The organism is Pseudomonas sp. BC42, from assembly GCF_021560055.1.
In the GTDB taxonomy this organism is placed as follows: Bacteria; Pseudomonadota; Gammaproteobacteria; order Pseudomonadales; family Pseudomonadaceae; genus Aquipseudomonas.
The window spans coordinates 2574267-2595024 of record NZ_CP091067.1 but is presented as its reverse complement, the minus strand read 5'-3'; the positions used below and the strand labels follow the sequence as shown (position 1 = coordinate 2595024).

The following is a 20758-nucleotide window of genomic DNA, read 5'->3' as shown; positions in this document are numbered from 1 at the left end:
ACTGGGAGAAACCAGCCTGGGCCCGTTCAAGTTTTTGCCAAGCCTCACCCTGCCCCCCTTGTTGCGCCGCCTGCTGCGTCCCGTGCTGGACCCGTACCGGCGCTACCGTCACGCCCGGCTGATCCACGCGGTGCGGGTCGCCCTCGGCCTGATCGCCACCATCCTCTTGACCACCGGCCTCAACCTGCCCCACGGCGAATGGGCCTCGGTGACCATGCTGGTGGTGATCGGCGGCCTGCAGCACCACGGCAACATCGGCAAGAAAGCCGCCGAGCGAGCCATCGGCACCCTGGTGGGCGCCGGGGTCGGCCTGGTGCTGGTGGTGCAGCAGGCGTACTTCGGCCAGCCCTGGCTGACCTACCTGGGGATGTCGGCGGTGTGCGGCTACTTTTCCTATCACGCCATCGGCAAGGGCGGCTACACCGCGCTGCTGGCGGCGATCACCGTGTTCATCGTTGCCGGCCACGGCGACAACCAGGTCAGCGACGGCCTGTGGCGTGCGGTGGACATCCTCATCGGCATTGCCCTGGCCCTGGCGTTTTCCTTCGCCATTCCGCTGTACGCGGTGTACTCCTGGCGCTACAACCTGGCCAGCGCCCTGCGCGACTGCGCCCAGCTGTACGGGCGGATCGTCCAGGGCCAGTCGGTGACCGACGACGAACACCTCAAGCTCCTGGGCCGGGTCAACGCCGCCATGCTGCAACTGCGTTCGCTGATGCCGTCGGTGTCCAAGGAAGTGCGGATTTCCATGACCGAGCTGGACGCCATCCAGCGCAATCTGCGGATGTGCATCAGCACCCTGGAGATCCTCGGCAACACCCGCCCCGATGCCGGCGACCGGCAGGCCATGGCGCAGATGCAAGAGCTGCTCAAGGCCGAACACCGGCAGATTCGCGTACAGCTGATCGGCATGGCCCGGGCCCTGCAATCGGGGGTTACCCAGCGCCTGGAAAAAGCCGTGGAAGGCAGCCCCGAGAACGCCCTGGAAGCGCCGGTGTATTCGGCCCTGGACGGCTACCGACTGCTCACCCGGCAGCTGGCGGCGACCCTGGGCGAGATGCGCCAGCGCCTGGGCAAGAGCGCCCGGCATTGGAAGATCTAGGCCCTAGGCTTTGTACGAAAAGCCTTGATACTCGGTGATGCTGCGTTGAAAACGGTCTCGTGCGCGAGTCCGATCGGAATGCTCATTGACAACCCGTAAAGTCGAACGCGACCCCGGCCGTTCCTCGAGCGTTTTCGCCTTGCCTGACCTTCGTCTCAAAACTTTTCGCACAGAGCCTAGAACAGCTCGCTGAAGGGAATGAAACGCGCCGAGTCGCCCACCTGCAGGGTGTGGCCCTCAAGCACCTCCACCAGGCCATCGGCCCAGCTGGCCCCCAACAGCACCCCGGAACTCTGGTTCGGATAGAGCACGGCGCGGCCGTGCTCCAGGCGCGCCCGCAGGTATTCCCGGCGGCTGCCGGCCTTGGGCCAGGCGAAGGCCACCGGCACTGCGACACTCAGCGGCGCCACCTCCTGCACCCCTTGAATCCGCAACAGGTAGGCCCGGGCCAGCAGGCCGAAGGTCACCAGGGCCGAGGCCGGGTTGCCCGGCAGGCCGATCACCGGCACCTGGCCGAAGTGGCCCACCGTCAGCGGTTTTCCGGGTTTGATGGCGAGCTTCCAGAACAGCGGTCGGCCGTTGTTCCTCAGCACCTGGCCCAGGCAATCGGCATCCCCCGCCGAGACCCCGCCGGTGCTCAGGATTAGGTCCGCGCCATGCTGCAACTGTTCCAGCCTGAGCCGGGTCTGCTGCGGCTGGTCGGGCAGAATCCCGGCGTCGATGACCTCGCATCCCAGGCTGTCGAGCCAGTGGCGGAGCAAGGTGCGGTTGCTGTTGTAGATGCAACCCGGGCGCATCGGCATGCCCGGTTCCAGCAACTCATCGCCGGTGGACAGCAACGCCACCCGCGGACGGCGCACCACTTGCAGCTCGGTGCAGCCCTGGGCCGCGGCCAGCGCCAGCTCGAAAGGCCCCAGGCGCTTGCCGGCCGGCAACAGCACCTGGCCGACACGGTTTTCCTGGCCCTGGGGGCGAATGTTCTGCCCCGGCTTCAGGGCCTGGGTGAAGCGCACCCGGCCATCCTCCTGCCGCTCGACGTTCTCCTGCATCTCCACGCAATCGGCGCCGGCCGGCAGCGGCGCGCCGGTGAAGATCCGCGCACAGCTGCCCGGCTGCAAGGGATCGCCGGGCTGGCCGGCAAAGATCGTCTGCGACACCGGCAGTGGCTGGCCGTCCCAGTGCTGCAGGTTGAGGGCGTAACCGTCCATGGCGCTGTTAGGCCAGGGCGGCAGGTCCAGGGTCGCCACCAGGTCAGTGGCCAGCACCCGTTGCCGGGCTTTGTCCACGGCCAGGGTTTCACTCTCCGCCAGGCGCTGGGCATCGGCCATGGCCAGCAGGCTGGCCAATGCATCTTCCAGCGGCATCAGGGAACCCTGGCTCATCCGCGCGACTCGCAAGCCTGCACCGGCTTGAGGTGCGGCACGAAATTGCACGGCCGGTGGCGGGCATCCAGTTGCTCGGCGAGGATGCCTTCCCAGGCCGTGCGGCAGGCCCCGGTGGAGCCCGGCAGGCAGCACACCAGGGTGCCGTTGGCCAGCCCGGCCAAAGCACGGCTCTGCACCGTGGAGGTGCCGATATCGAGAATCGAGATGGCGCGGAACAGCTCGCCGAAACCGTCGATGTGCTTGTCCAGCAGGCAGCTCACGGCTTCCGGGGTGCTGTCGCGGCCGGTGAAGCCGGTGCCGCCGGTGATCAGCACCACCTGGATGCGCTCGTCGGCGATCCAGGCCGCCACCCGGGCGCGGATCTTGTACAGGTCGTCCTTGAGCAGGTTGCGCTCGCTCAGGGTGTGACCGGCTTCCAGCAAGCGGCTGACCAGCAGTTGCCCGGAGGTGTCCGTGGCGTACTCCCGGGTATCGCTGACTGTCAGCACGGCTATGTTCAAGGGTACAAACAACGCATCCGACTTCACGCTCATGTCATTCTCCGACCGGTAAGATAAAAACCATGGGCTCAGGCTAAGGGCGCCAAAGCGCGGCTGTCTAATCGTTCTGGCTGACCGGATTATCGATCCGCTCTATCGGCACCGGGCCCCGGCGGCCCGGCCGATAAGCCGGATCGATCGGCCATTCAACATTTGCGATTGGACGCGTTCGAAAGACAATGCGATGGTTGCGCCACCCACCGGATATGCACCCGACCATGACCCCGACCCGCCCTGCCCCGACCCTCTCCCCGCCCTGCTCGATCCTGCTGCTGGCGGGAGGGCGCGGCTCGCGCATGGGCGGTCGCGACAAGGGCCTGGTGACCTGGCAGGGCCGGCCCTTGATTGCCCATGTGCAGGCCACGGTGCGGCCCTTCAGCGACGACCTGATCATTTCCTGCAACCGCAACGCCGAGCAGTACCGGCCCTATGCCGATCGCCTGGTGGCGGATGAGCAGGCAGACTTTCCCGGCCCCATGGCCGGCGTGCTGGCGGGCCTGGCAGTGGCCCGGCACCCCTGGCTGCTGGTGCTGGCCTGCGACGCGCCGCGGATCGACGGCGCGCTGATCCAGGCGCTGCTGGATGCCCGCCCGGCGGACCCCCTCAGCCCGTTGATGGTGCAGCAGGACGGACAGTGGCAACCCATGTTCAGCCTGATACCCACGGCCCTGGCAGCCCGCTTGCGCGCCGCCTGGGAGCGCGGCGAGCGCAGCCTGCTGCGGGCCCTCGCCGCCCATGGCCTGAAACCTTTGCCCTGCGCCGCCGACGATCCGCGGCTGAGCAACTTCAACACCCCTGAACTACTGTCTGAAACAGACCAAGGGCCCGTGGCCTGAACGCCGACGGTGTGCCCCGAGGGTTCGGCCCGGGAAGACTGAACGTCTTTCCACGAACCGGACACCTGCGTTAATACTGACTCCGATTCCCTTCACCACAGGTGCCATTGTGGACATCAAGCAACTCAAGTTTCTGATCGCCCTGGAGCAGACCCGGCACTTCGGCCAGGCTGCCGCGCGCTGCCACATTACCCAGCCGACCCTGTCCATGCGCCTGCGCAACCTGGAGGACGAGCTGGACCTGATCCTGGTGACCCGCGGCCAGCGCTTCGAAGGCTTCACCGAGGCCGGCGAGCGGGTCCTGGCCTGGGCCAAGACCCTGCTGGCGGCCCATGACGGGCTGTTCGCCGAGGCCGCCGCCTGCCGCGGGCAACTGGTGGGTAACCTGCGCCTGGGCCTGGTGCCGCTGAGCGGCTTCAACCCCATCAGCTATGTGCAGAAGCTCTCGGCGAGCTTTCCCGAGCTCAAGTTCAGCCTGTCGTCCGCCAGCTCCGACCGGATCATCGAGGACATCGGCAACAACCAGCTGGACCTCGGGGTCTGCTACCTGGACCACGTCAACCCCAACTACCTGGACTTCTTCGAGATCGGCGAGACCCGGGTCGGCCTGCTCTACGACACCCGGCACTTTCATTTCGAAGGCAGCGAAATGAGCTGGGAAGACGCCGCCGAGCTGCCCCTGGGCATGCTCAGCACCGGCATGCACTATCGCAAGTCCATCGACCTGAGCTTTCGCAGCCGCGGCCTGAACCCGACGCCGATCCTGGAAAGCGATTCCACCTACCAGCTGTTCCAGGCGATCCACGAGGGCTTCTGCTGCTCGATCATGCCCCTGGACAGCGGCCTGGATTCGCCCATCGACAACCTGGCCTTTATCCAGCTGCCGGATGCCAGCGTGCTGGCGCCCCTGGGCCTGGTGATGCGCAAGACCGAACCGCGCTCGGCGATTGCCGAAAAGTGCTTCGCCGAAGCCAGGAAGCTGTTTGCGCTCAAAGACTGAATGCATGCCCCGGGCCGCCCATGGCCCGGGCGAATCGACTGTATCGAGGTGTGGTCATGGTTTGCCGGATCGAACAAACGCAGCAACAACCCGAAGCCAATGCGCCGGCGCCGGCGCCGCAGCGCGTGGCCTATCGCGAGTACAGCCCCGACGGGGTGCTGGCCGAGGCGCCGCTGGCCGCCGAGATCGCCCTGGCGATCACCTACAACGGCCTGAGCCAGGCGGTGATGATGGTGTCCCCCGGCAACCTGGAAGACTTCATTCGCGGCTTCAGCATCACCAACGACATCGTCGGCGACCTCAGCGAAATCTACGACATCCGCCTGAGCCACTTTCCCCAGGCCTGCCAGGCCGATGTGCAGATTTCCAGCCGGGCCTTCTGGGCCCTCAAGGACCATCGCCGGCAGATGGCCGGGACCAGCGGCTGCGGGTTATGCGGCGTGGAGGCCCTGGAACAGGCGCTGCCGCAACTGCAGATACTCGAACCTTCGCCCCTGCCCCCCGCCGAACACCTGCAGGGCCTGCGCGAGCGCATCGAACAGGCCCAGCACATGGCCCGCAGCAGCGGCGCCTTGCATGCGGCGCTGTACTTCGACGAACAGGGCGAGGTGCGCCTGTGCCAGGAAGACATCGGCCGCCACAACGCCCTGGACAAGCTGATCGGCGCCCTGCTGAACGCCGGGATCGATGGCCGCCAGGGTTTCACCGTGGTCACCAGCCGCTGCAGCCTGGAGCTGATCCACAAGGCGGTGCGCGCCCGCCTCGGCACCCTGGTCAGCCTCTCTGCGCCCACCGCACTGACCGTGCAATGGGCCAACAAGCACCACCTGAACCTGATCCACGTGCCCCACCGCAATGCCCCGCGGATCTACAGCCCGATCTGAATCCCCCTCGGTGGCTCAAAACCTGAATCTGTGATCTAGCTGATAGACCGCGGATTCAGGCCTTGGGAAGGCTGCGCCTTCCAACGGGAGCGAGCTCCCTCGCCACAAAAAAGCTTTTCGACATCGCCCTCGGTGTAAGTCCCCCAGCGTGGCGAGGGAGCTTGCTCCCGATCGGGCGCGCAGCGGCCGCAGAACCTGAATCCGCGATCCAGCTGACAGGCCGCGGACTCAGGGCTTGGAAAGGCTGCGCCTTCCAACGGGAGCGAGCTTCCTCGCCACAAAAAAGCTTTTCGACATCGCACTCGGTGTAAGCCCCCCAGCGTGGCGAGGGAGCTTGCTCCCGATCGGGCGCGCAGCGGCCGCAGAACCTGAATCCGCGATCCAGCTGACAGGCCGCGGATTCAGGCCTTGGGAAGGCTGCGCCTTCCAACGGGAGCGAGCGCCCTCACCACAAAAAAGCCTTTCGACATCGCACTCGGTGTGAGTCCCTCGCCACAAGAAGCGATGCAAACGATTACCAACGTTCGGCCGCCTGCCGGTCGCTCTCGCGCCCGTCGATCCAGCGTTCGCCGCTGGGGGTGACTTCGCGCTTCCAGAACGGTGCGCGGGTCTTGAGGTAATCCATGATGAAGGCGCAGGCCTCGAACGCCGCTTGGCGGTGGGCGCTGGCCACGCCGACGAAGACGATGGGCTCGCCCACCTGCAGCAACCCTACCCGATGCACCAGGCGCACCCGGTTCAGCGGCCAGCGCGCCTGGGCCTGTTGCACGATGCCCTGCAGCGAGCGCTCGGTCATGCCCGGGTAGTGCTCCAGGAACAGGCTCTGCACCGAGTCACCGAGGTTGAGATCGCGCACATAGCCAACGAAGGTCACCACGCCGCCGACACTGGAGTCGCCGGCCTGCAGGCCGGCAGTGAGTTGATCCAGGTTGAAGGCCTGGGTCTGCACCTGAATGCCCATGCCTCAGCCCCCGGTCACTTGGGGAAAGAAGGCGATTTCATCGAAGTCCTCGATCAGCGCGTCGAGCTTGCACAAATCCTGGTTCAGCGCGCACATCAGGCTGTTCTCCCCCAGCACCGCAGCCCAGGTTTCACCCCGGGCCATCAGTCGCCGGCGCAGGTCATCGACGGTGCGCAAGCCGGCGTCCAGGGGCAGCTTCTCGCCGCCGCTGCCCAGTTGTTCGCGGTAGCGGGCAAAGTAGTTGACCAGAATCATTGTGCTGCTCCTGCGATGAAAACCCCTGATTTGCCGCCCTGCTTGCTCAGCAGGTGCAGGCCCTCGATGACCATGCCGCGGTCCACCGCCTTGCACATGTCGTAGATCGTCAGCGCCGCGACGCTGGCGGCGGTCATGGCTTCCAGTTCGACCCCGGTGGCGCCGTTGAGCCGGCAGCAGGTGGTGATCTGCACTCGGTCCGGCGGCAGCGCCTGCAGCTCGACGTGGATACCGCTAAGCAGCAACGGGTGGCACAGGGGGATCAGTTCGTGGGTCTTCTTCGCCGCCATGATTGCGGCGATGCGCGCCACGGCGAACACGTCGCCCTTGGGGTGCCCCTGGTCCTGGATCAACTGCAGGGTGGCCGGGAGCATGCGCACCCAGGCCCGGGCCTGGGCCTCGCGTTCGGTGGCCGGTTTGGCGGTGACATCCACCATGCTGGCCCGGCCCTGGGCATCCAGGTGAGTGAGTGGGTTCATGTGCAACCTCGGATAAGGACAGTGGTTCAGCTCAGGACATAGTCCACCGGCAACAGCACCGGCGGCAGTTCGGTGGCCCCCTGGGCCTCGAGGATCTCGCGCTCGATGTTGCGCACGATGGCGTTCAGCGGCAGGTCGTTCTCGTCGTGGCCAAAGGGGTCTTCCAGCTCGTCGCCAATGGCGTCCAGGCCGAAGAAGGTGTAGCTGACGATGGCGGTGAAAATCGGCGTCAGCCAGCCCAGGGGCTCGGCCATGGCAAAGGGCAGGAGGATGCAGAACATGTAGCTGGTGCGGTGCAGCAGCAAGGTGTAGGGAAACGGCAGCGGCGTGCTCTTGATCCGCTCGCAGGTGGTTTGCGCGCCGGTCAGCGCCGCCAGGTGGTTGGCCAGCTGCTGGTAGCGCCACTCGCTGATCCGGCCCGCCAGGGCCTGCTCCGAACACTGGCGCGCCACCTGGCGCAGGAGGCTGTCCGGCAGGTTGCTGGTGGTGGCCGGCGGCAGCTGGCTGAGCCAGGTTTCGGCAGCGCCCAGTTCATCTTCCTGGCGCAGCCGGGCCTTGAGGGCCTGGGCAAAGCCGCACAGGTCGCCGAGGATCGCGCGGCGCGCCCCGGCCTCCTCCAGCACCTGGGTTTCGCGGATCAGCGAGCGCACCTCGGTGACCAGCGTGCCCAGGGCCTTGCGCGCCTCATACCAACGGTCGTAGCAGGCGTTGTTGCGAAAGCTCATGAAGATCGACAGCGACAGGCCGAGCAAGGTGAAAGGCGTGGCGTTGACCTTGGAAAAGTACGCCGGGTGCAGGGTCTCGATCAGCACGATGGCCGAGGCCAGCAGGGTCACCAGCAGGCTGCGCAAGGCGATGCGCTTGGCAATCGAGCCCTTGAGGGAGATCAGCACGCTGATCAGGTTGGGTTTGGATCGGACGATCATCGCGGCGAAACCTGTGCACGAAGGAAAGCGGTAAAGACCGGGGCTTCAACCGCCGGTCATGTTCATAAAGCGCACCACTTGCAGCTCGTCGTTGAGTTCGAAGTGGTGGCGGTAGGGTTTGAGTTTCATCGCCTCGACCATGGCCCGCTGCAAACGCTCGGAGTCACCGGGATGGGCCCGCAGCACGGCCTTGAGGTCCACCGAGTGCTCGTTGCCCAGGCACAACAGCAAGCGCCCTTCCACCGTCAGCCGGACACGGTTGCAGGTGCCGCAGAAGTTGTGGCTGTGGGGCGAGATGAAGCCCAGGCGGATCTGCGGCGCCTCGGCCAGGCGCCAGTAGCGCGACGGGCCCTGGGTCGACTCGGCGGACTCCATCAGGGTGTAGCGCTCGGCGATCCGCTCGCGGACCTGGGCACTGGAAAAGAACGCGTCGCGACGACTGTGCTCGCTGATGCTGCCCAGGGGCATCTCCTCGATAAACGAGATGTCCAGGCCGCGGTCGATGGCAAAGGCCACCAGCTCGTTGATCTCGCGGTCGTTGCGGCCTTTCATCACCACGCAATTGAGTTTGGTGCGCGCAAAGCCCGCAGCGATCGCCGCGTCGATGCCGGCGATCACCTGGCTCAGTTCGCCGGTGCGGGTCAGCTGGCGAAACAGCCCCGGGTCGAGGCTGTCGAGGCTGATGTTGAGGCGCTTGACCCCGGCCTCGAACAACGGCGCGGCGAGCTTGCCCAGCTGCGAGCCGTTGGTGGTCAGGCACAGCTCCCGCAACCCGGGCAATTGCCCGATGCGCTGACACAATTGCACCACCCCAGGACGGATCAATGGCTCGCCACCGGTGAGGCGGATCTTGCGTGTACCCAGGGCGACGAAACCCGCGGCCAGCTGGTACAGCTCCTCCAGGGTCAGGATGCGTTGGCGCGGCAGGAACTGCATGTCCTCGGCCATGCAATACACGCAGCGGAAGTCGCAGCGGTCGGTCACCGACATGCGCAAGTAGTCGATCCGTCGGGCAAAGCCATCCACCAATACTTGATCTGACATCACAGCCTCTGTCGACGGTTACGACCCTGGGGTCTTAGTTGCAGTTTTTGTCCATTAACGGCCATTGGACAAGTTGTTGGCGACAAGACTAAGAGTGATTAAAAGTGGCGTCCAATCGCTATTAACAACCGATTGATCAATGCAATCTATCAGCGGCAAAAGCACCCTTTACCGGCATTCAAACAACAAGATAAATCGTTGATTTTTAATGAATTAAAGACTTGATAGAGGCTTTCGATCAACCGGTCATTAATTGCGATTAGACAGCCGACACAGGCGCCGAATAGGCTTTATTCGCGGCCCATGAAACGGGCCCTATAAGTGATTCCGTTGCCCCAAGCAGTCCGAACTTAAACGGCTTCACCACAAAACCGCATTTAGCCTGTGCAGTTAAACAATCACTGACATCGATTATTTGTCGGGCGGTTGCCTGCGTGCGCTGTATTGGAGAAATATCATGAGCGAAGTTGATCGATATAAACCCTACAAGGGGGCGGCCGCCGGTTGGGGGGCACTGATCGCGGTGACCAGGAACTGGCTGGGCAGCGAGAACGCCTTCAAGAACATCCGCGCCATGCTCAAGACCAACCAGAACGGCGGCTTCGACTGCCCGGGCTGCGCCTGGGGCGAGTCGCCGGAAAACGGCATGGTCAAGTTCTGCGAGAACGGCGCCAAGGCGGTCAACTGGGAAGCCACCGGGCGCCTGGTCAACCCGGCGTTCTTCAACAAGTACACGGTATCGGCCCTGGCCGCGCAGAGCGACTACTGGCTTGAATACCAGGGCCGCCTGACCCACCCGATGCGCTACGACGCCACCCAGGACCGCTACGTGGAAACCACCTGGGACCAAGCCTTCGAGCTGATCGCCAGCCACCTCAAGGGCCTGGACTCGCCGAACCAGGCGGAGTTCTACACCTCGGGCCGGGCCAGCAACGAAGCGGCCTACCTGTACCAGCTGTTCGTGCGCGCCTATGGCACCAACAACTTTCCCGACTGCTCGAACATGTGCCACGAGGCCAGCGCCGTGGGCATGTTCGAAAGCGTTGGCGTGGGCAAGGGCACCGTGGTGTTCCATGACCTGGAAGAAGCCGACGCGATCTTCGTCATCGGCCAGAACCCCGGCACCAACCACCCACGGATGCTCGAACCCCTGCGCGAAGCGGTGAAGCGCGGGGCCCAGGTGATCTGCTTCAACCCGCTCAAAGAGCGCGGGCTGGAACGCTTCCAGCATCCGCAACACCCGCTGGAGATGCTCACCAACGGCTCCGAACCCACCTCCTCGGCCTACTTCCGTCCGGCCCTGGGCGGCGACATGGCGGCCTTTCGCGGCATCGCCAAGTTCCTCCTGCGCTGGGAGCGCGAAGCCCTGGCCAACAACGGCGAGCCAGTGTTCGATCGGGCCTTCATCGCCGAACACACCTCGGGGCTGGACAGTTACCTGGCCGAGGTCGATGCCACGTCCTGGAACCATATCCTCGAACAGTCCGGCCTGAGCATGGCCGACATCGAACTGGCGGCGCGCATGTACCGCAAGGCCAAGCGCACCATCATGTGCTGGGCCATGGGCTTGACCCAGCACACCCACTCGGTGCCGACCATCCAGGAAGTGATCAACGTGCTGTTGCTGCGGGGCAACATCGGCCGCCCCGGCGCCGGCCTGTCGCCGGTGCGCGGCCACAGCAACGTGCAGGGCGACCGCACCATGGGCATCAACGAACTGGCGCCCAGCGAGCTGCTCGATGCCCTGGAGGCGCGCTTTGGCTTCAAGCCACCACGGGAGCACGGGCACAACACGGTGATGGCGATTTCGGCCATGGAACAGGGCCGGGCCAAGGTGTTCATCGGCCTGGGCGGCAACTTCGCCCAGGCCACCCCGGACACCCCGCGGACCCACGCCGCCCTGCGCAACTGCGAGCTCACCGTGCACATCGCCACCAAGCTCAACCGCAGCCACCTGGTGACCGGGCGCGAGGCGCTGATCCTGCCGTGCCTGGGTCGTACCGATATCGATATCCAGGCCAACGGCCCGCAAGGCATCACCGTGGAAGACACCTTCAGCATGGTGCACATCTCCCACGGCCAGCTGAAACCCAAGTCGCCGCACCTGCGCTCGGAACCGGCGATCATCGCCGGCATTGCCAACGCCACCCTGGGCCGTCACCCCATCGACTGGCTGTGGGTGATCGAAGACTACGGGCGCATCCGCGACCTGATCGCCGACACCATCCCCGGGTTCGAGGACTTCAATCTCAAACTGCTGAACCCCGGCGGCTTCCACCTGGGCAACGACGCCAGCCAGCGGCGCTGGAACACCGCCACCGGCAAGGCGCGCTTCATTCCCAGCGTGCTGCCGGAGCACCTGGTCAGCGCCGGGGTGCGCAAGCTCAAGGTCAAGCCGGACCTGATCCTGCAGACCATGCGTTCCCACGACCAGTACAACACCACCCTGTATGGCCTGGACGACCGCTATCGCGGGGTCTACGGCATGCGCGAGGTGCTGTTCGCCAACGAGCAGGACATTCGCCAGCTGGGCTTCGAACCGGGGCAGAAGGTCGACATCGTCTCGCTGTGGGATGACGGTCGCGAGCGTCGGGTCAGCGGTTTCACCCTGATCGCCTACGACATTCCCGCCGGCCAATCCGCCGCCTACTACCCGGAGACCAACCCCCTGGTGCCCCTGGAGAGCTATGGCGACCGCACCTATACGCCGACGTCCAAGTTCATCGCCATCCGCCTGGAGCCGGCGGCGGCCAGCAACCTGATCCAGTCCGTCAGCGCTTGACCCGGCCGGGGCGGCCAAGGCGCCGCTCCAGCCTGCCCCGCGCAGCCTTCTGCCGTACGCCGCGAACCCTGGTTCACGGCGGCGGCCGGCGCCTGCCCGGGCCCCCAGCCATCACGAGGGTTTCGTCATGTTTCATCTACAGGCGCTCGACCTGGCACGCATCCAGTTTGCGTTCACGGTCTCGTTCCACATCATCTTTCCCGCCATCACCATCGGCCTGGCCAGTTTCCTGGCAGTGCTCGAAGGGTTGTGGCTCAAGACCTACAACAACACCTACAAGGACCTGTATCACTTCTGGTCGAAGATCTTCGCCGTCAACTTCGGCATGGGCGTGGTCTCCGGCCTGGTCATGGCCTATGAATTCGGCACCAACTGGAGCCGCTTCTCGGACTTTGCCGGAAGCATCACCGGGCCCTTGCTGACCTACGAGGTGCTGACCGCGTTCTTCCTGGAGGCGGGCTTTCTCGGGGTCATGCTGTTCGGCTGGAACCGGGTCGGCCGCGGGCTGCACTTCTTCGCCACGGTGATGGTGGCCATCGGCACCCTGATCTCGACCTTCTGGATCCTCGCCTCCAACAGCTGGATGCAGACGCCCCAGGGCTTCTCCATCGTCGACGGGCGGATCATGCCCATGGACTGGCTGGCGATCGTGTTCAACCCGTCGTTCCCCTTCCGCCTGATGCACATGGCGATCGCCGCCTTTGTCGCCACGGCGTTCTTCGTCGGCTCCAGCGCCGCCTGGCACCTGCTGCGGGGCAATAACACGCCGCCGGTGCGCAAGATGCTGTCGATGGCGCTGTGGATGGCGCTGATCGTGGCGCCGATCCAGGCGGTGGTCGGTGACGCCCATGGCCTCAATACCCTGGAACATCAACCGGCGAAGATCGCCGCCATCGAAGGCCACTGGGAAAACCACGGCAACGAGCCGTCGCCCCTGGTGCTGTTCGGCATTCCCAACATGGACACGGAGAAAACCGACTACGCCGTGGAAGTGCCCTACTTGGGCAGCCTGATCCTGACCCACAGCCTGGACAAGCAGATCCCCGCGCTCAAGAGCTTCCCCAGGGAAGACCGGCCCAACTCGGCCATCGTGTTCTTCAGCTTCCGCATCATGGCCGGGCTGGGCATGTTGATGATCCTCACCGGGGCGCTGGGCCTGCTGCTGCGGCGCAACGGCGCGCTGTACCGCAACCGCCTGTTCCTGCGCCTGGTGCTGTGGATGGGCCCCAGTGGCCTGATCGCTCTGCTGGCGGGCTGGATCACCACCGAAGTCGGGCGCCAGCCCTGGGTGGTGTACGGCCTGCTGCGCACCAGCGACGCCGCGTCCAACCACAGCGTGGCGCAGTTGAGCATCTCTCTGGCGCTGTTCGTGGCGATCTACTTCTCGGTGTTCGCGGTGGGCATCGGCTACATGATGAAGCTGGTGCGCAAGGGCCCGCAGCCCCATCACGAGCATCCGCCGAGCGGCCCTGCCGGCCAGGAGCCGACCCCGCGCCGTCCGCTGTCCGCGATCGCCGAGACCTTTGCGTCCAGCGACCACCACCACTGAAACAAGGGATATCGACATGACGATTCAAGGCATAGACCTGTCGTTGATCTGGGGCGTGATCATTGCCTTCGGGGTGATGATGTACGTGATCATGGACGGCTTCGACCTGGGGCTGGGGATTCTCTTCCCGCTGATCCCCGACGCCCGGGAACGGGACGTGATGATGAACACCGTGGCCCCGGTCTGGGACGGTAACGAAACCTGGCTGATCCTCGGTGGCGCGGCGCTGTATGGGGCCTTCCCCCTGGCCTATTCGGTGATCCTCGAAGCCCTGTACCTGCCGCTGATCTTCATGCTGGCGGGGCTGATCTTCCGTGGCGTGGCCTTCGAGTTCCGCTTCAAGGCCAGCCCCGAGCGGCGGCACGTCTGGGACTGGGCCTTTATCGGCGGCTCGCTGCTGGCGACCCTGTGCCAGGGCATCGTGATCGGCACCTACATTTCCGGCATCCCGGTGCTCAACCGGCAGTTCGCCGGCGGCGCCCTGGACTGGCTGGCGCCCTTCCCGCTGTTTTGCGGCCTGGGGCTGATCGTGGCCTACGCGCTGCTGGGCAGCACCTGGTTGCTGGTCAAGACCGAGGGCATGCTCGAAGCGCGCATGCGCCACTACACCCGGCCCCTGGCGTTCGCGCTGATGGCGGTGGTGGCGGTGCTCTGCGTCTGGACCCCGGTGCTGCACCCGGACATCGCCACCCGCTGGTTCAGCCATGCCCATATCGTGATCTTCGGTGCGTTGGCGGTGCTGGGCCTGCTGGCGTTGTGCGGGCTGCTGGGGACCTTGCGCCAGCATCATTCCCACTGGCCGTTCGTGTTCACCCTGGTGCTGGTGTTCCTCGGCTACATCGGCCTGGCGTTCAGCATCTGGCCGAACATCGTGCCGCCGTCCATCAGTCTGTGGGACGCGGCATCGCCCCTGACCAGCCAGCTGTTCATCCTGATCGGCACCCTGTTCATCCTGCCGATCATCCTGATGTACACCTGCTGGAGCTACTACGTGTTCCGCGGCAAAGTGAGGATTGGCGATGGCTACCATTGATCGGGCAAAGCCCCTGCCCTGGCACAGGACGGTGGCGCAACTGAGCCTGCTGTTCATCGGCGCCCTGCTGATGCTCGCCTGCAGCGGCGCACTGATGCTGGAGCTGGCCCATGGATAAACTCACCACACCCCCCACGCAACCGGCACCCGGCTGGCAGCGCCTGCTGTGGATGCTCGGCATCTGGCTGGCCAGCGTCATCGGCCTGGGGCTGGTGGCGGGCCTGCTGCGCCTGCTGATGCAGGCCGCCGGTATGCACAGCCACTGATAATTGCCGGTCCCCCCTGAAACCCCGGCCCGCAGCAGCGGGTCGGGGTTTTGCGGTTATTGGCCGGTCGGCGCGCGCTCGGCCAGCTGTTCCAGCAGATCGGCGGAAGGCACGAAGAACAGCCCGCCGGTGACTGCGGTACTGAAGTCCAGCAGGCGATCGTAGTTGCCCGCCGGGCGCCCGACGAACATGTTTTCCAGCATCTGCTCCACCGGGCGTGGCGAACGCGCGTAGCCGATGAAGTAGGTGCCGAATTCCCCGGCGCCCGGACGGCCGAAGGGCATGTTGTCGCGCAGGATCTTCACCTCCTCGCCGTTCTCTTCCAGGGTGGTCAGGGAACTGTGGGAGCAGCTGGGTTTCACCGATTCGTCGAGTTCGATGTCCGACAGCTTGGTGCGGCCGATGATGCGTTCCTGGGCTTCCACTGTCAGCGCGTTCCAGGCCGTCATGTTGTGCAGGTATTTCTGCACCAGCACGTAGCTGCCGTTGCAGAACGACGGGTCTTCGTCGCCGATCAGGGTGAAATCCACCGCCTCGCGGCCTTCCGGGTTCTCGGTGCCGTCGACGAAGCCGACCATGCTGCGCATGTCGAAATAGCGGAAGCCCTGGACCTCGTCCACCACCTTGACTGCGTCGCCCAGGGGCTTGAGCAATTGCGTGGCCAGCTCGAAGCACAGGTCCATCTGCTCGGCGCGGATGTGCAGCAACAGGTCGCCGGGGGTCGACGGCGCGCGCCGGCCCTCCACGCCCACCTCAATGAAGGGGTGCAGCGACGCCGGACGCGGGCCAGCGAACAGCCGGTCCCAGGCGGCGGAGCCAAAGCCGCATACACAGGACAGATTGCCCCCCGGCACGCGCTTGCCCACCGAGCGGGTCAGCGCGGCGACGTCGGCGCACCACTCGCGCAGGGTGTGCGCGGCAGCGGCGCCGGGGGCCAGGGTGGCGACGATGAAAATTGCACTGCGGGTGATGGGGTTGCAGATGGCTTGCGGCTCGGGCTTGCGCTCGGCCAGGGAGGAAGACTGGGTCATTGTGGGGTCCACGGGCTGCGGTCGGAAAAGTCACCGACAGGAAATTAGCAGATTGTGGCGGTGGTGAGGGAAGCAGCTGCAAGCGGTGAGCTGCCAGCCGCAAGCTGTTTGCATCAGTTCTTGCGGCCTTCGGGTTGCCGCCAGCTGCGAGGCTGAACAAACAAGCAGCTGCAAGCGGCAAGCTTCCAGCCACAAGCTGTTTGCAGCAGTTCTTGCGGCCGCTGGGTTGCCGCCAGTTGTGAGGCTGAACAAACAAGCAGCTGTAAGCGGCAAGCTGTCAGCCACCAGCTGTGAGGTTGAACAAACCTTGTGACAAGAGCGCTTACTGTGGCGAGGGAGCTTGCTCCCGCTGGAAGGCGCAGCCTTCCCAATGCCTGAGTCCCCTTCCTATCAGGCAGACCGCAGATTCAGGTTTTACGGCCGCTGCGCGTCCGAGCGGAAGCGAGCTCCCTCGCCCATTGCCGGCTCAGGAGGCGGCGCTGCCCAAGGTCGAGCGCAAGACCCGCACCGGCACCGATTTGTAGGACGGCGTGCCGCTGTCCACATCCAGGTAGTCCAGGGGCACCAGGCGGTTGGCCTCGGGGTAATAGGCGCCCACAGTGCCCGGGGCGATCTTGTACTCGATGGCGGTGATGTTTTCGTAGCGCAGCCGCCGCCCGCCGATGACCGTCTCGATGTCCACCAGGTCACCGTGGGCCAGGCCACGGGCGGCCAGATCCCCGGGGCTGATGAACAGCACGTCGCGACGGCCGAAGACCCCGCGATAGCGGTCGTCCAGGGCGTAGATGGTGGTGTTGTACTGGTCGTGGCTGCGCAGGGTGATCAGCCGCAGGACATCGGCGCCGTCCACTTCCTTGTCCTCGTGCAGCCCGGGGAAGACGAAGAACTCGGCCTTGCCCGAGGGGGTCAGCCATTGCCGCTGGGCCGCCGCCAGGGGCATGCGGAAGCCGCCGGGCACGCGGATCCGGGCGTTGTAGTCGTCGAAGCCGGGCACCGTCTGTTCGATCAGGTCGCGGATCTTGTCGTAGTCGGCCACCAGTTCCAGCCAGGGCACGCGACTGTCGGGCAGCGTGGCCTTGGCCATGCCGGCGACAATCGCCGGTTCCGAGAGCAGAAGCGGCGACGCCGGGGTCAGCTTGCCCGCCGAGGCGTGGACCATGGACATCGAATCCTCCACGGTGATGGCCTGGCGCAGGCCGTCCTGCAGGTCCAGCTCGGTGCGGCCCAGGCAGGGCAGGATGAAGGTCTCCCTGGCCACCAGCAAATGGCTGCGGTTGAGCTTGGTGGCCACGTGCACGCTCAGGTCGAGCCGGCTCATGGCCGGGAAGCACTGGCCCGGGTCCGGCAGGGCCACGGCGAAGTTGCCCCCCAGGCACAGCAGCGCCTTGGCCCTGCCGTCGATCATCGCCTGCATGGCCTGCACCGCATCGTGGCCATGGGCCGAAGGCGGCGTGAAGCCGAAGGTCTGCTGGAGCTTGTCGAGAAAGGCCTGCGTCGGCTTCTCGGTGATGCCCACGGTGCGGTTGCCCTGGACGTTGGAATGGCCGCGCAACGGACAGATGCCGGCCCCCGGCTTGCCCAGGTTGCCGCGCAGCATCAGCAGGTCGCAAATCAGCCGCACATTGGCCGTGCCTTCGTTGTGCTGGGTGATGCCCATGCCGTAGGTGACGATGGTGGCATTGGACTTGGCGTAGGCTGCGGCGACCATTTCCAGGTCCGCCTGGTGCAGGCCGCTGGCCTGCTCGATGTCCGCCCAGGCGGTGGCGTGCAGGTCCGCCGCCAGGGCCTCGAAGCCCTGGGTGTGCTCGGCGATGAACTCATGGTCCAGCACCTGCCCGAGGCTGTCCTCCAGGGCCAGCAGGGCCTTCATGATGCCCTTGATCGCCGCCGCATCGCCGCCGGCCTTGACCTGGAAGTAGGACGAAGCGATGCGGGTCGAGCCGTAGGTGGCCATCTCCACCATGTTCTGCGGGTCGGCAAAGCGCTCCAGGGCGCGCTCGCGCAGCGGGTTGAAGACCATGATCGGCACCTTGCGCCGCGAGGCTTCATGCAGGGTGCCCATCATCCGCGGGTGGTTGGTGCCCGGGTTGTGGCCGATGGAAATGATCAGCTCGCAGAGGTCGAAATCCTCCAGGGACACCGTGCCCTTGCCGATGCCGATCGAGCGCGGCAAACCGACGCTGGTGGGTTCGTGGCACATGTTCGAGCAGTCGGGGAAGTTGTTGCTGCCGTATTCCCGAGCGAACAGCTGGTACAGGTAGGCCGCTTCGTTGGAGGCGCGGCCGGAGGTGTAGAACTCCACCTGCTCGGGCTGCAGGCCCCGCAGGATCTGGCCAATACGCTCGAACGCCGCCTGCCACGCCAGCGGCTTGAAGGTATCGCTGGCGCGGTCATAGACCAGGGGCTCGGTGAGGCGGCCCAGGTCTTCGAGCTGATAGTCGGAACGCTGCAGCAGCGAGGTCAGCGGATGCTCGGCGAAGAAGGCCGGGGTCACCCGCTTGTTGGTGGCTTCCCAGGTCACCGCCTTGGCGCCGTTTTCACAGAACTGGAAGGTCGACTTGTGCTCCTTGTCGGGCCAGGCGCAGCCCGGGCAGTCAAAGCCATCGGGCTGGTTGGTGCGCATCAGGGTCAGGGGCGCCTTGAGCGCGTCCATCTGTTCGCGCACCGCCGTGGCGGTAGCCTTGAGCGCGCCCCAGCCACCGGCGGGACCATCGTAGTTGCGGATTCCGGGAACCTTGCGTCGAGTGCTCATGATCGCTCCAGGGCCGACCCGGCACGACGCGAGTCGGTGGTTGCGGATGGTCGAGGCGTACCCGGGCGGGTTGCCAGGGGCCTGGATCACAGGGGGTAGTGCGTCGCAACAGTGCCGACACTGGATAAAAGCTAGCGCTGCGCCCCGGCCTGTCAAGCTCAGGCGCCGACCGGCACAGACGCGACGCTGGCGCCCGGGCCCGCCAGCGTGGAACCTATTGCCGGTCCCCGCCCGGCCTCAGCCTGCGCTCATTGCAGAACACTGCGCCGGCGCTTGAGCGTCCAGCCCTGCTGCATCCCGGCGGCGGCCAGCAGAATCGCGGCGACCCCCAGCCACTGCAACAGCCCCAGGCGATGCCCGAAGGCCAGCCAGTCGACGAAGATCGCCGCGATCGGATAGATGAAGGACAAGGCGCCGGTCAGCGCGGTCGGCAGCTTCTGGATCGCCCCGTACAACAGCACATACATCACCCCGGTATGCACGATGCCCAGGGTCAGCAGGCTGGCCCAGGCCGTGGCCTGCTGGGGTGGCTCGGCGAGGTTGGCCCAGGGCGCCAGCAGCAGGACCCCGGTGCAGACCTGGATCAGCGCGATCAGGTGCGGCGGCGTGCCGCTCAGGCGCTTGATCAGCAACGCGGCGAAGGCATAGAGCAATGCCGCGCCCAGGGCCAGGGCGATGCCCAGCAGATAGTCGCTGCCGGCGTCGCCCTCGGTGCCATGGGCGCTGACGATGGCCAGCATCCCGGCAAAGGACAGGCACAGCCAGAACAGCTTCTGCGGGGTGATCTTCTCCCCCAGGAACAACGCCCCCAGGGCCACCAGAATGAACGGCTGGACGTTGTACACCGCGGTGCCGATGGCGATCGAGGCCCGGGAATAGGAACCGAACAGCAGCACCCAGTTGCCGACAATCGCCACGCCGCTGAGCACCGCCAGAAACAGGCTGCGCCGAGTCAGAATATTCCTTCGCAAAAAACCGAAAGCGCCGCAAATCAGCAGCAACGCGCCGGTACCGAACAGACAACGCCAGAACACCACGTCCAGCACCGGTTGTCCGGACACCAGAACGAACCAGCCAATGGTTCCGGAAATCAGCATCGCGGCGGTCATTTCCAGTGATCCGCGACGGGTCAGTGCATCCATCATCAATCTCCTCTGACAAGGGCCAGATTATGCCCAGCGGCACACGGCCATCGCCAGTTCAAAACCTGGGCTAGTATGCACTCAGGCCTTTTTTATCAAGGCATAAACGCCCAATCACCTAACGAGGTTGCCATGCTCGATGCCATCGACCAGGCCCTGATCAGTGCCCTGATGCAGGACTCCCGCCGCTCCCTCAAGGCCCTGGCGCAGATCAGCGGGCTGTCCGCCCCCAGCGTGGCCGAACGCCTGAAAAAACTCGAAGAACGCGGGGTGATCACCGCCTATACCCTGGAAATCGACCCCAAGTCCCTGGGCTACCAATTGCAGGCCATTGTCCGGATTCGTCCGTTGCCGGGCCGCTTGCAGGAGGTGGAGCGGCAGATCCTGGCGATTGCCGAGTTCACCGAATGCGACAAGGTCACCGGTGAAGACTGCTTTATCGCTCGGTTGCAGGTGCGCTCCATGGAACAGCTGGACCGCTTGCTGGACCGACTCAACCATGACGCCGAAACCAACACCGCGATCATCAAAAAATCGCCGATCAAGCGGCGGTTGCCGCCCATGAACTGACCCCGTGAAATGGGCTTTTTCACCGCGGAAAAAACCCCTGAAAACGGCCTGCAACTGCGGGGTGAAAAGGCCGTTCCAGAGGCGTTTCTTACGAAAAACCAGCTGACTTCTCGAGCACTTTTCAGAAAGTTTCCCCTTAGGCATAAGACGATTCTTAAAATCTCCCAGACGTCTTTTTGGCGTCAATTTCAGTGATACCCTGCGAATCCTCTGACGACCCCA

The 20758-nt window shown here is 65.2% G+C and carries 20 protein-coding genes; 10 read left to right on the top strand and 10 right to left on the bottom strand.

Annotated features, from left to right (window positions below):
* Positions 1-61: 61 nt before the first annotated feature.
* Positions 62-1102 carry an FUSC family protein gene (locus L1O02_RS12190; protein WP_235760243.1) on the top strand — a complete coding sequence of 347 codons (1041 nt, stop codon included), beginning with the start codon at positions 62-64 and terminating at the stop codon, positions 1100-1102.
* 176 nt (positions 1103-1278) lie between these two features.
* Here the strand turns inward: L1O02_RS12190 and glp are convergent, their stop codons facing one another.
* Together glp and moaB are read right to left on the bottom strand one after the other, a co-directional pair.
* Positions 1279-2484, bottom strand: a complete 1206-nt coding sequence (gene glp, locus L1O02_RS12185; RefSeq protein WP_129405739.1) for a gephyrin-like molybdotransferase Glp — start codon at positions 2482-2484, stop codon at positions 1279-1281.
* Complete coding sequence (gene moaB, locus L1O02_RS12180) at positions 2481-3020, bottom strand: molybdenum cofactor biosynthesis protein B (protein ID WP_235759972.1); 540 nt, start codon at positions 3018-3020, stop codon at positions 2481-2483. The genes glp and moaB overlap by 4 nt, the downstream gene beginning before the upstream one ends.
* A 224-nt stretch (positions 3021-3244) precedes the next feature.
* Here moaB and mobA point away from each other — a divergent pair, with 224 nt between their 5' ends.
* The 3 genes from mobA (at position 3245) to fdhD (ending at position 5746) form a co-directional block, all read left to right on the top strand.
* Positions 3245-3862, top strand: a complete 618-nt coding sequence (gene mobA / locus L1O02_RS12175; protein ID WP_206736601.1) for a molybdenum cofactor guanylyltransferase MobA — start codon at positions 3245-3247, stop codon at positions 3860-3862.
* Between the two features lie 109 nt (positions 3863-3971).
* Positions 3972-4862, top strand: a complete 891-nt coding sequence (locus L1O02_RS12170; protein ID WP_060840021.1) for a LysR family transcriptional regulator — start codon at positions 3972-3974, stop codon at positions 4860-4862.
* A gap of 56 nt (positions 4863-4918) precedes the next feature.
* Complete coding sequence (gene fdhD / locus L1O02_RS12165; RefSeq protein ID WP_129405740.1) at positions 4919-5746, top strand: formate dehydrogenase accessory sulfurtransferase FdhD; 828 nt, start codon at positions 4919-4921, stop codon at positions 5744-5746.
* A gap of 514 nt (positions 5747-6260) precedes the next feature.
* Here the strand turns inward: fdhD and moaE are convergent.
* Genes moaE through moaA form a run of 5 tightly spaced genes read right to left on the bottom strand, consistent with a single transcriptional unit; the run spans position 6261 to position 9411 of the window.
* Entirely contained in the window at positions 6261-6707 is a 447-nt protein-coding gene (moaE, locus tag L1O02_RS12160; RefSeq protein WP_108545634.1) for a molybdopterin synthase catalytic subunit MoaE, read from the bottom strand.
* A gap of 3 nt (positions 6708-6710) precedes the next feature.
* Complete coding sequence (locus tag L1O02_RS12155; protein WP_235759971.1) at positions 6711-6962, bottom strand: MoaD/ThiS family protein; 252 nt, start codon at positions 6960-6962, stop codon at positions 6711-6713.
* Entirely contained in the window at positions 6959-7441 is a 483-nt protein-coding gene (gene moaC, locus L1O02_RS12150; RefSeq protein WP_060840025.1) for a cyclic pyranopterin monophosphate synthase MoaC, read from the bottom strand. Before moaC ends, L1O02_RS12155 begins: the two co-directional genes overlap by 4 nt.
* Before the next feature lie 26 nt (positions 7442-7467).
* Positions 7468-8367, bottom strand: coding sequence for a bestrophin family protein (locus L1O02_RS12145; RefSeq protein WP_235759970.1), 900 nt, complete (start codon positions 8365-8367; stop codon positions 7468-7470).
* A 45-nt stretch (positions 8368-8412) separates the two neighbouring features.
* Complete coding sequence (gene moaA, locus L1O02_RS12140; protein ID WP_060844035.1) at positions 8413-9411, bottom strand: GTP 3',8-cyclase MoaA; 999 nt, start codon at positions 9409-9411, stop codon at positions 8413-8415.
* 457 nt (positions 9412-9868) lie between these two features.
* On the opposite strand from moaA, the gene L1O02_RS12135 reads away from it, so the two are divergent.
* The 5 genes from L1O02_RS12135 to L1O02_RS12120 all read left to right on the top strand — a co-directional run bounded on the left by L1O02_RS12135 (position 9869) and on the right by L1O02_RS12120 (position 15041).
* Positions 9869-12193 carry an FdhF/YdeP family oxidoreductase gene (locus L1O02_RS12135; protein WP_060840028.1) on the top strand — a complete coding sequence of 775 codons (2325 nt, stop codon included), beginning with the start codon at positions 9869-9871 and terminating at the stop codon, positions 12191-12193.
* 127 nt (positions 12194-12320) lie between these two features.
* Positions 12321-13742 carry a cytochrome ubiquinol oxidase subunit I gene (locus L1O02_RS12130; protein ID WP_235759969.1) on the top strand — a complete coding sequence of 474 codons (1422 nt, stop codon included), beginning with the start codon at positions 12321-12323 and terminating at the stop codon, positions 13740-13742.
* Positions 13743-13758: 16 nt separating this feature from the next.
* Positions 13759-14775 (top strand): cytochrome d ubiquinol oxidase subunit II, encoded by a 1017-nt coding sequence (cydB, locus tag L1O02_RS12125; RefSeq protein WP_060844037.1) that lies wholly within the window; start codon positions 13759-13761, stop codon positions 14773-14775.
* Positions 14762-14893, top strand: a complete 132-nt coding sequence (locus L1O02_RS31110; protein ID WP_258230369.1) for a hypothetical protein — start codon at positions 14762-14764, stop codon at positions 14891-14893. The genes cydB and L1O02_RS31110 overlap by 14 nt, the downstream gene beginning before the upstream one ends.
* The gene (locus L1O02_RS12120) at positions 14886-15041 is read left to right on the top strand and encodes a DUF2474 domain-containing protein (RefSeq protein WP_235759968.1); all 156 of its coding nucleotides are present in this window, start codon (positions 14886-14888) and stop codon (positions 15039-15041) included. Before L1O02_RS31110 ends, L1O02_RS12120 begins: the two co-directional genes overlap by 8 nt.
* 56 nt (positions 15042-15097) lie before the next feature.
* Here the strand turns inward: L1O02_RS12120 and L1O02_RS12115 are convergent, their stop codons facing one another.
* The 3 genes from L1O02_RS12115 to L1O02_RS12105 all read right to left on the bottom strand — a co-directional run bounded on the left by L1O02_RS12115 (position 15098) and on the right by L1O02_RS12105 (position 19966).
* Positions 15098-16072 (bottom strand): Dyp-type peroxidase, encoded by a 975-nt coding sequence (locus tag L1O02_RS12115; RefSeq protein ID WP_129405744.1) that lies wholly within the window; start codon positions 16070-16072, stop codon positions 15098-15100.
* Between the two features lie 466 nt (positions 16073-16538).
* Positions 16539-18824, bottom strand: coding sequence for an FdhF/YdeP family oxidoreductase (locus L1O02_RS12110; RefSeq protein ID WP_108545637.1), 2286 nt, complete (start codon positions 18822-18824; stop codon positions 16539-16541).
* 248 nt (positions 18825-19072) lie between these two features.
* A complete protein-coding gene (locus L1O02_RS12105) occupies positions 19073-19966 on the bottom strand; it encodes a DMT family transporter (RefSeq protein WP_235759967.1) in 894 nt (297 codons plus the stop codon).
* A gap of 132 nt (positions 19967-20098) precedes the next feature.
* Between L1O02_RS12105 and L1O02_RS12100 the strand changes: the two genes are divergently transcribed.
* Positions 20099-20536 carry an Lrp/AsnC family transcriptional regulator gene (locus L1O02_RS12100; RefSeq protein ID WP_060840034.1) on the top strand — a complete coding sequence of 146 codons (438 nt, stop codon included), beginning with the start codon at positions 20099-20101 and terminating at the stop codon, positions 20534-20536.
* Positions 20537-20758: the final 222 nt, after the last annotated feature.

Coding starts and splice junctions, on each gene's coding strand:
- mobA (WP_206736601.1), top strand. CDS start 3,245: ATGACCCCGACCCGCCCTGCCCCGACCCTCTCCCCGCCCTGCTCGATC.
- L1O02_RS12155 (WP_235759971.1), bottom strand. CDS start 6,962: ATGATTCTGGTCAACTACTTTGCCCGCTACCGCGAACAACTGGGCAGC.
- L1O02_RS12145 (WP_235759970.1), bottom strand. CDS start 8,367: ATGATCGTCCGATCCAAACCCAACCTGATCAGCGTGCTGATCTCCCTC.
- L1O02_RS12100 (WP_060840034.1), top strand. CDS start 20,099: ATGCTCGATGCCATCGACCAGGCCCTGATCAGTGCCCTGATGCAGGAC.
- moaC (WP_060840025.1), bottom strand. CDS start 7,441: ATGAACCCACTCACTCACCTGGATGCCCAGGGCCGGGCCAGCATGGTG.
- moaA (WP_060844035.1), bottom strand. CDS start 9,411: ATGTCAGATCAAGTATTGGTGGATGGCTTTGCCCGACGGATCGACTAC.
- L1O02_RS12130 (WP_235759969.1), top strand. CDS start 12,321: ATGTTTCATCTACAGGCGCTCGACCTGGCACGCATCCAGTTTGCGTTC.
- fdhD (WP_129405740.1), top strand. CDS start 4,919: ATGGTTTGCCGGATCGAACAAACGCAGCAACAACCCGAAGCCAATGCG.
- L1O02_RS31110 (WP_258230369.1), top strand. CDS start 14,762: ATGGCTACCATTGATCGGGCAAAGCCCCTGCCCTGGCACAGGACGGTG.
- L1O02_RS12120 (WP_235759968.1), top strand. CDS start 14,886: ATGGATAAACTCACCACACCCCCCACGCAACCGGCACCCGGCTGGCAG.
- L1O02_RS12135 (WP_060840028.1), top strand. CDS start 9,869: ATGAGCGAAGTTGATCGATATAAACCCTACAAGGGGGCGGCCGCCGGT.
- moaE (WP_108545634.1), bottom strand. CDS start 6,707: ATGGGCATTCAGGTGCAGACCCAGGCCTTCAACCTGGATCAACTCACT.
- moaB (WP_235759972.1), bottom strand. CDS start 3,020: ATGAGCGTGAAGTCGGATGCGTTGTTTGTACCCTTGAACATAGCCGTG.
- cydB (WP_060844037.1), top strand. CDS start 13,759: ATGACGATTCAAGGCATAGACCTGTCGTTGATCTGGGGCGTGATCATT.
- L1O02_RS12105 (WP_235759967.1), bottom strand. CDS start 19,966: ATGGATGCACTGACCCGTCGCGGATCACTGGAAATGACCGCCGCGATG.
- L1O02_RS12110 (WP_108545637.1), bottom strand. CDS start 18,824: ATGAGCACTCGACGCAAGGTTCCCGGAATCCGCAACTACGATGGTCCC.
- L1O02_RS12115 (WP_129405744.1), bottom strand. CDS start 16,072: ATGACCCAGTCTTCCTCCCTGGCCGAGCGCAAGCCCGAGCCGCAAGCC.
- glp (WP_129405739.1), bottom strand. CDS start 2,484: ATGAGCCAGGGTTCCCTGATGCCGCTGGAAGATGCATTGGCCAGCCTG.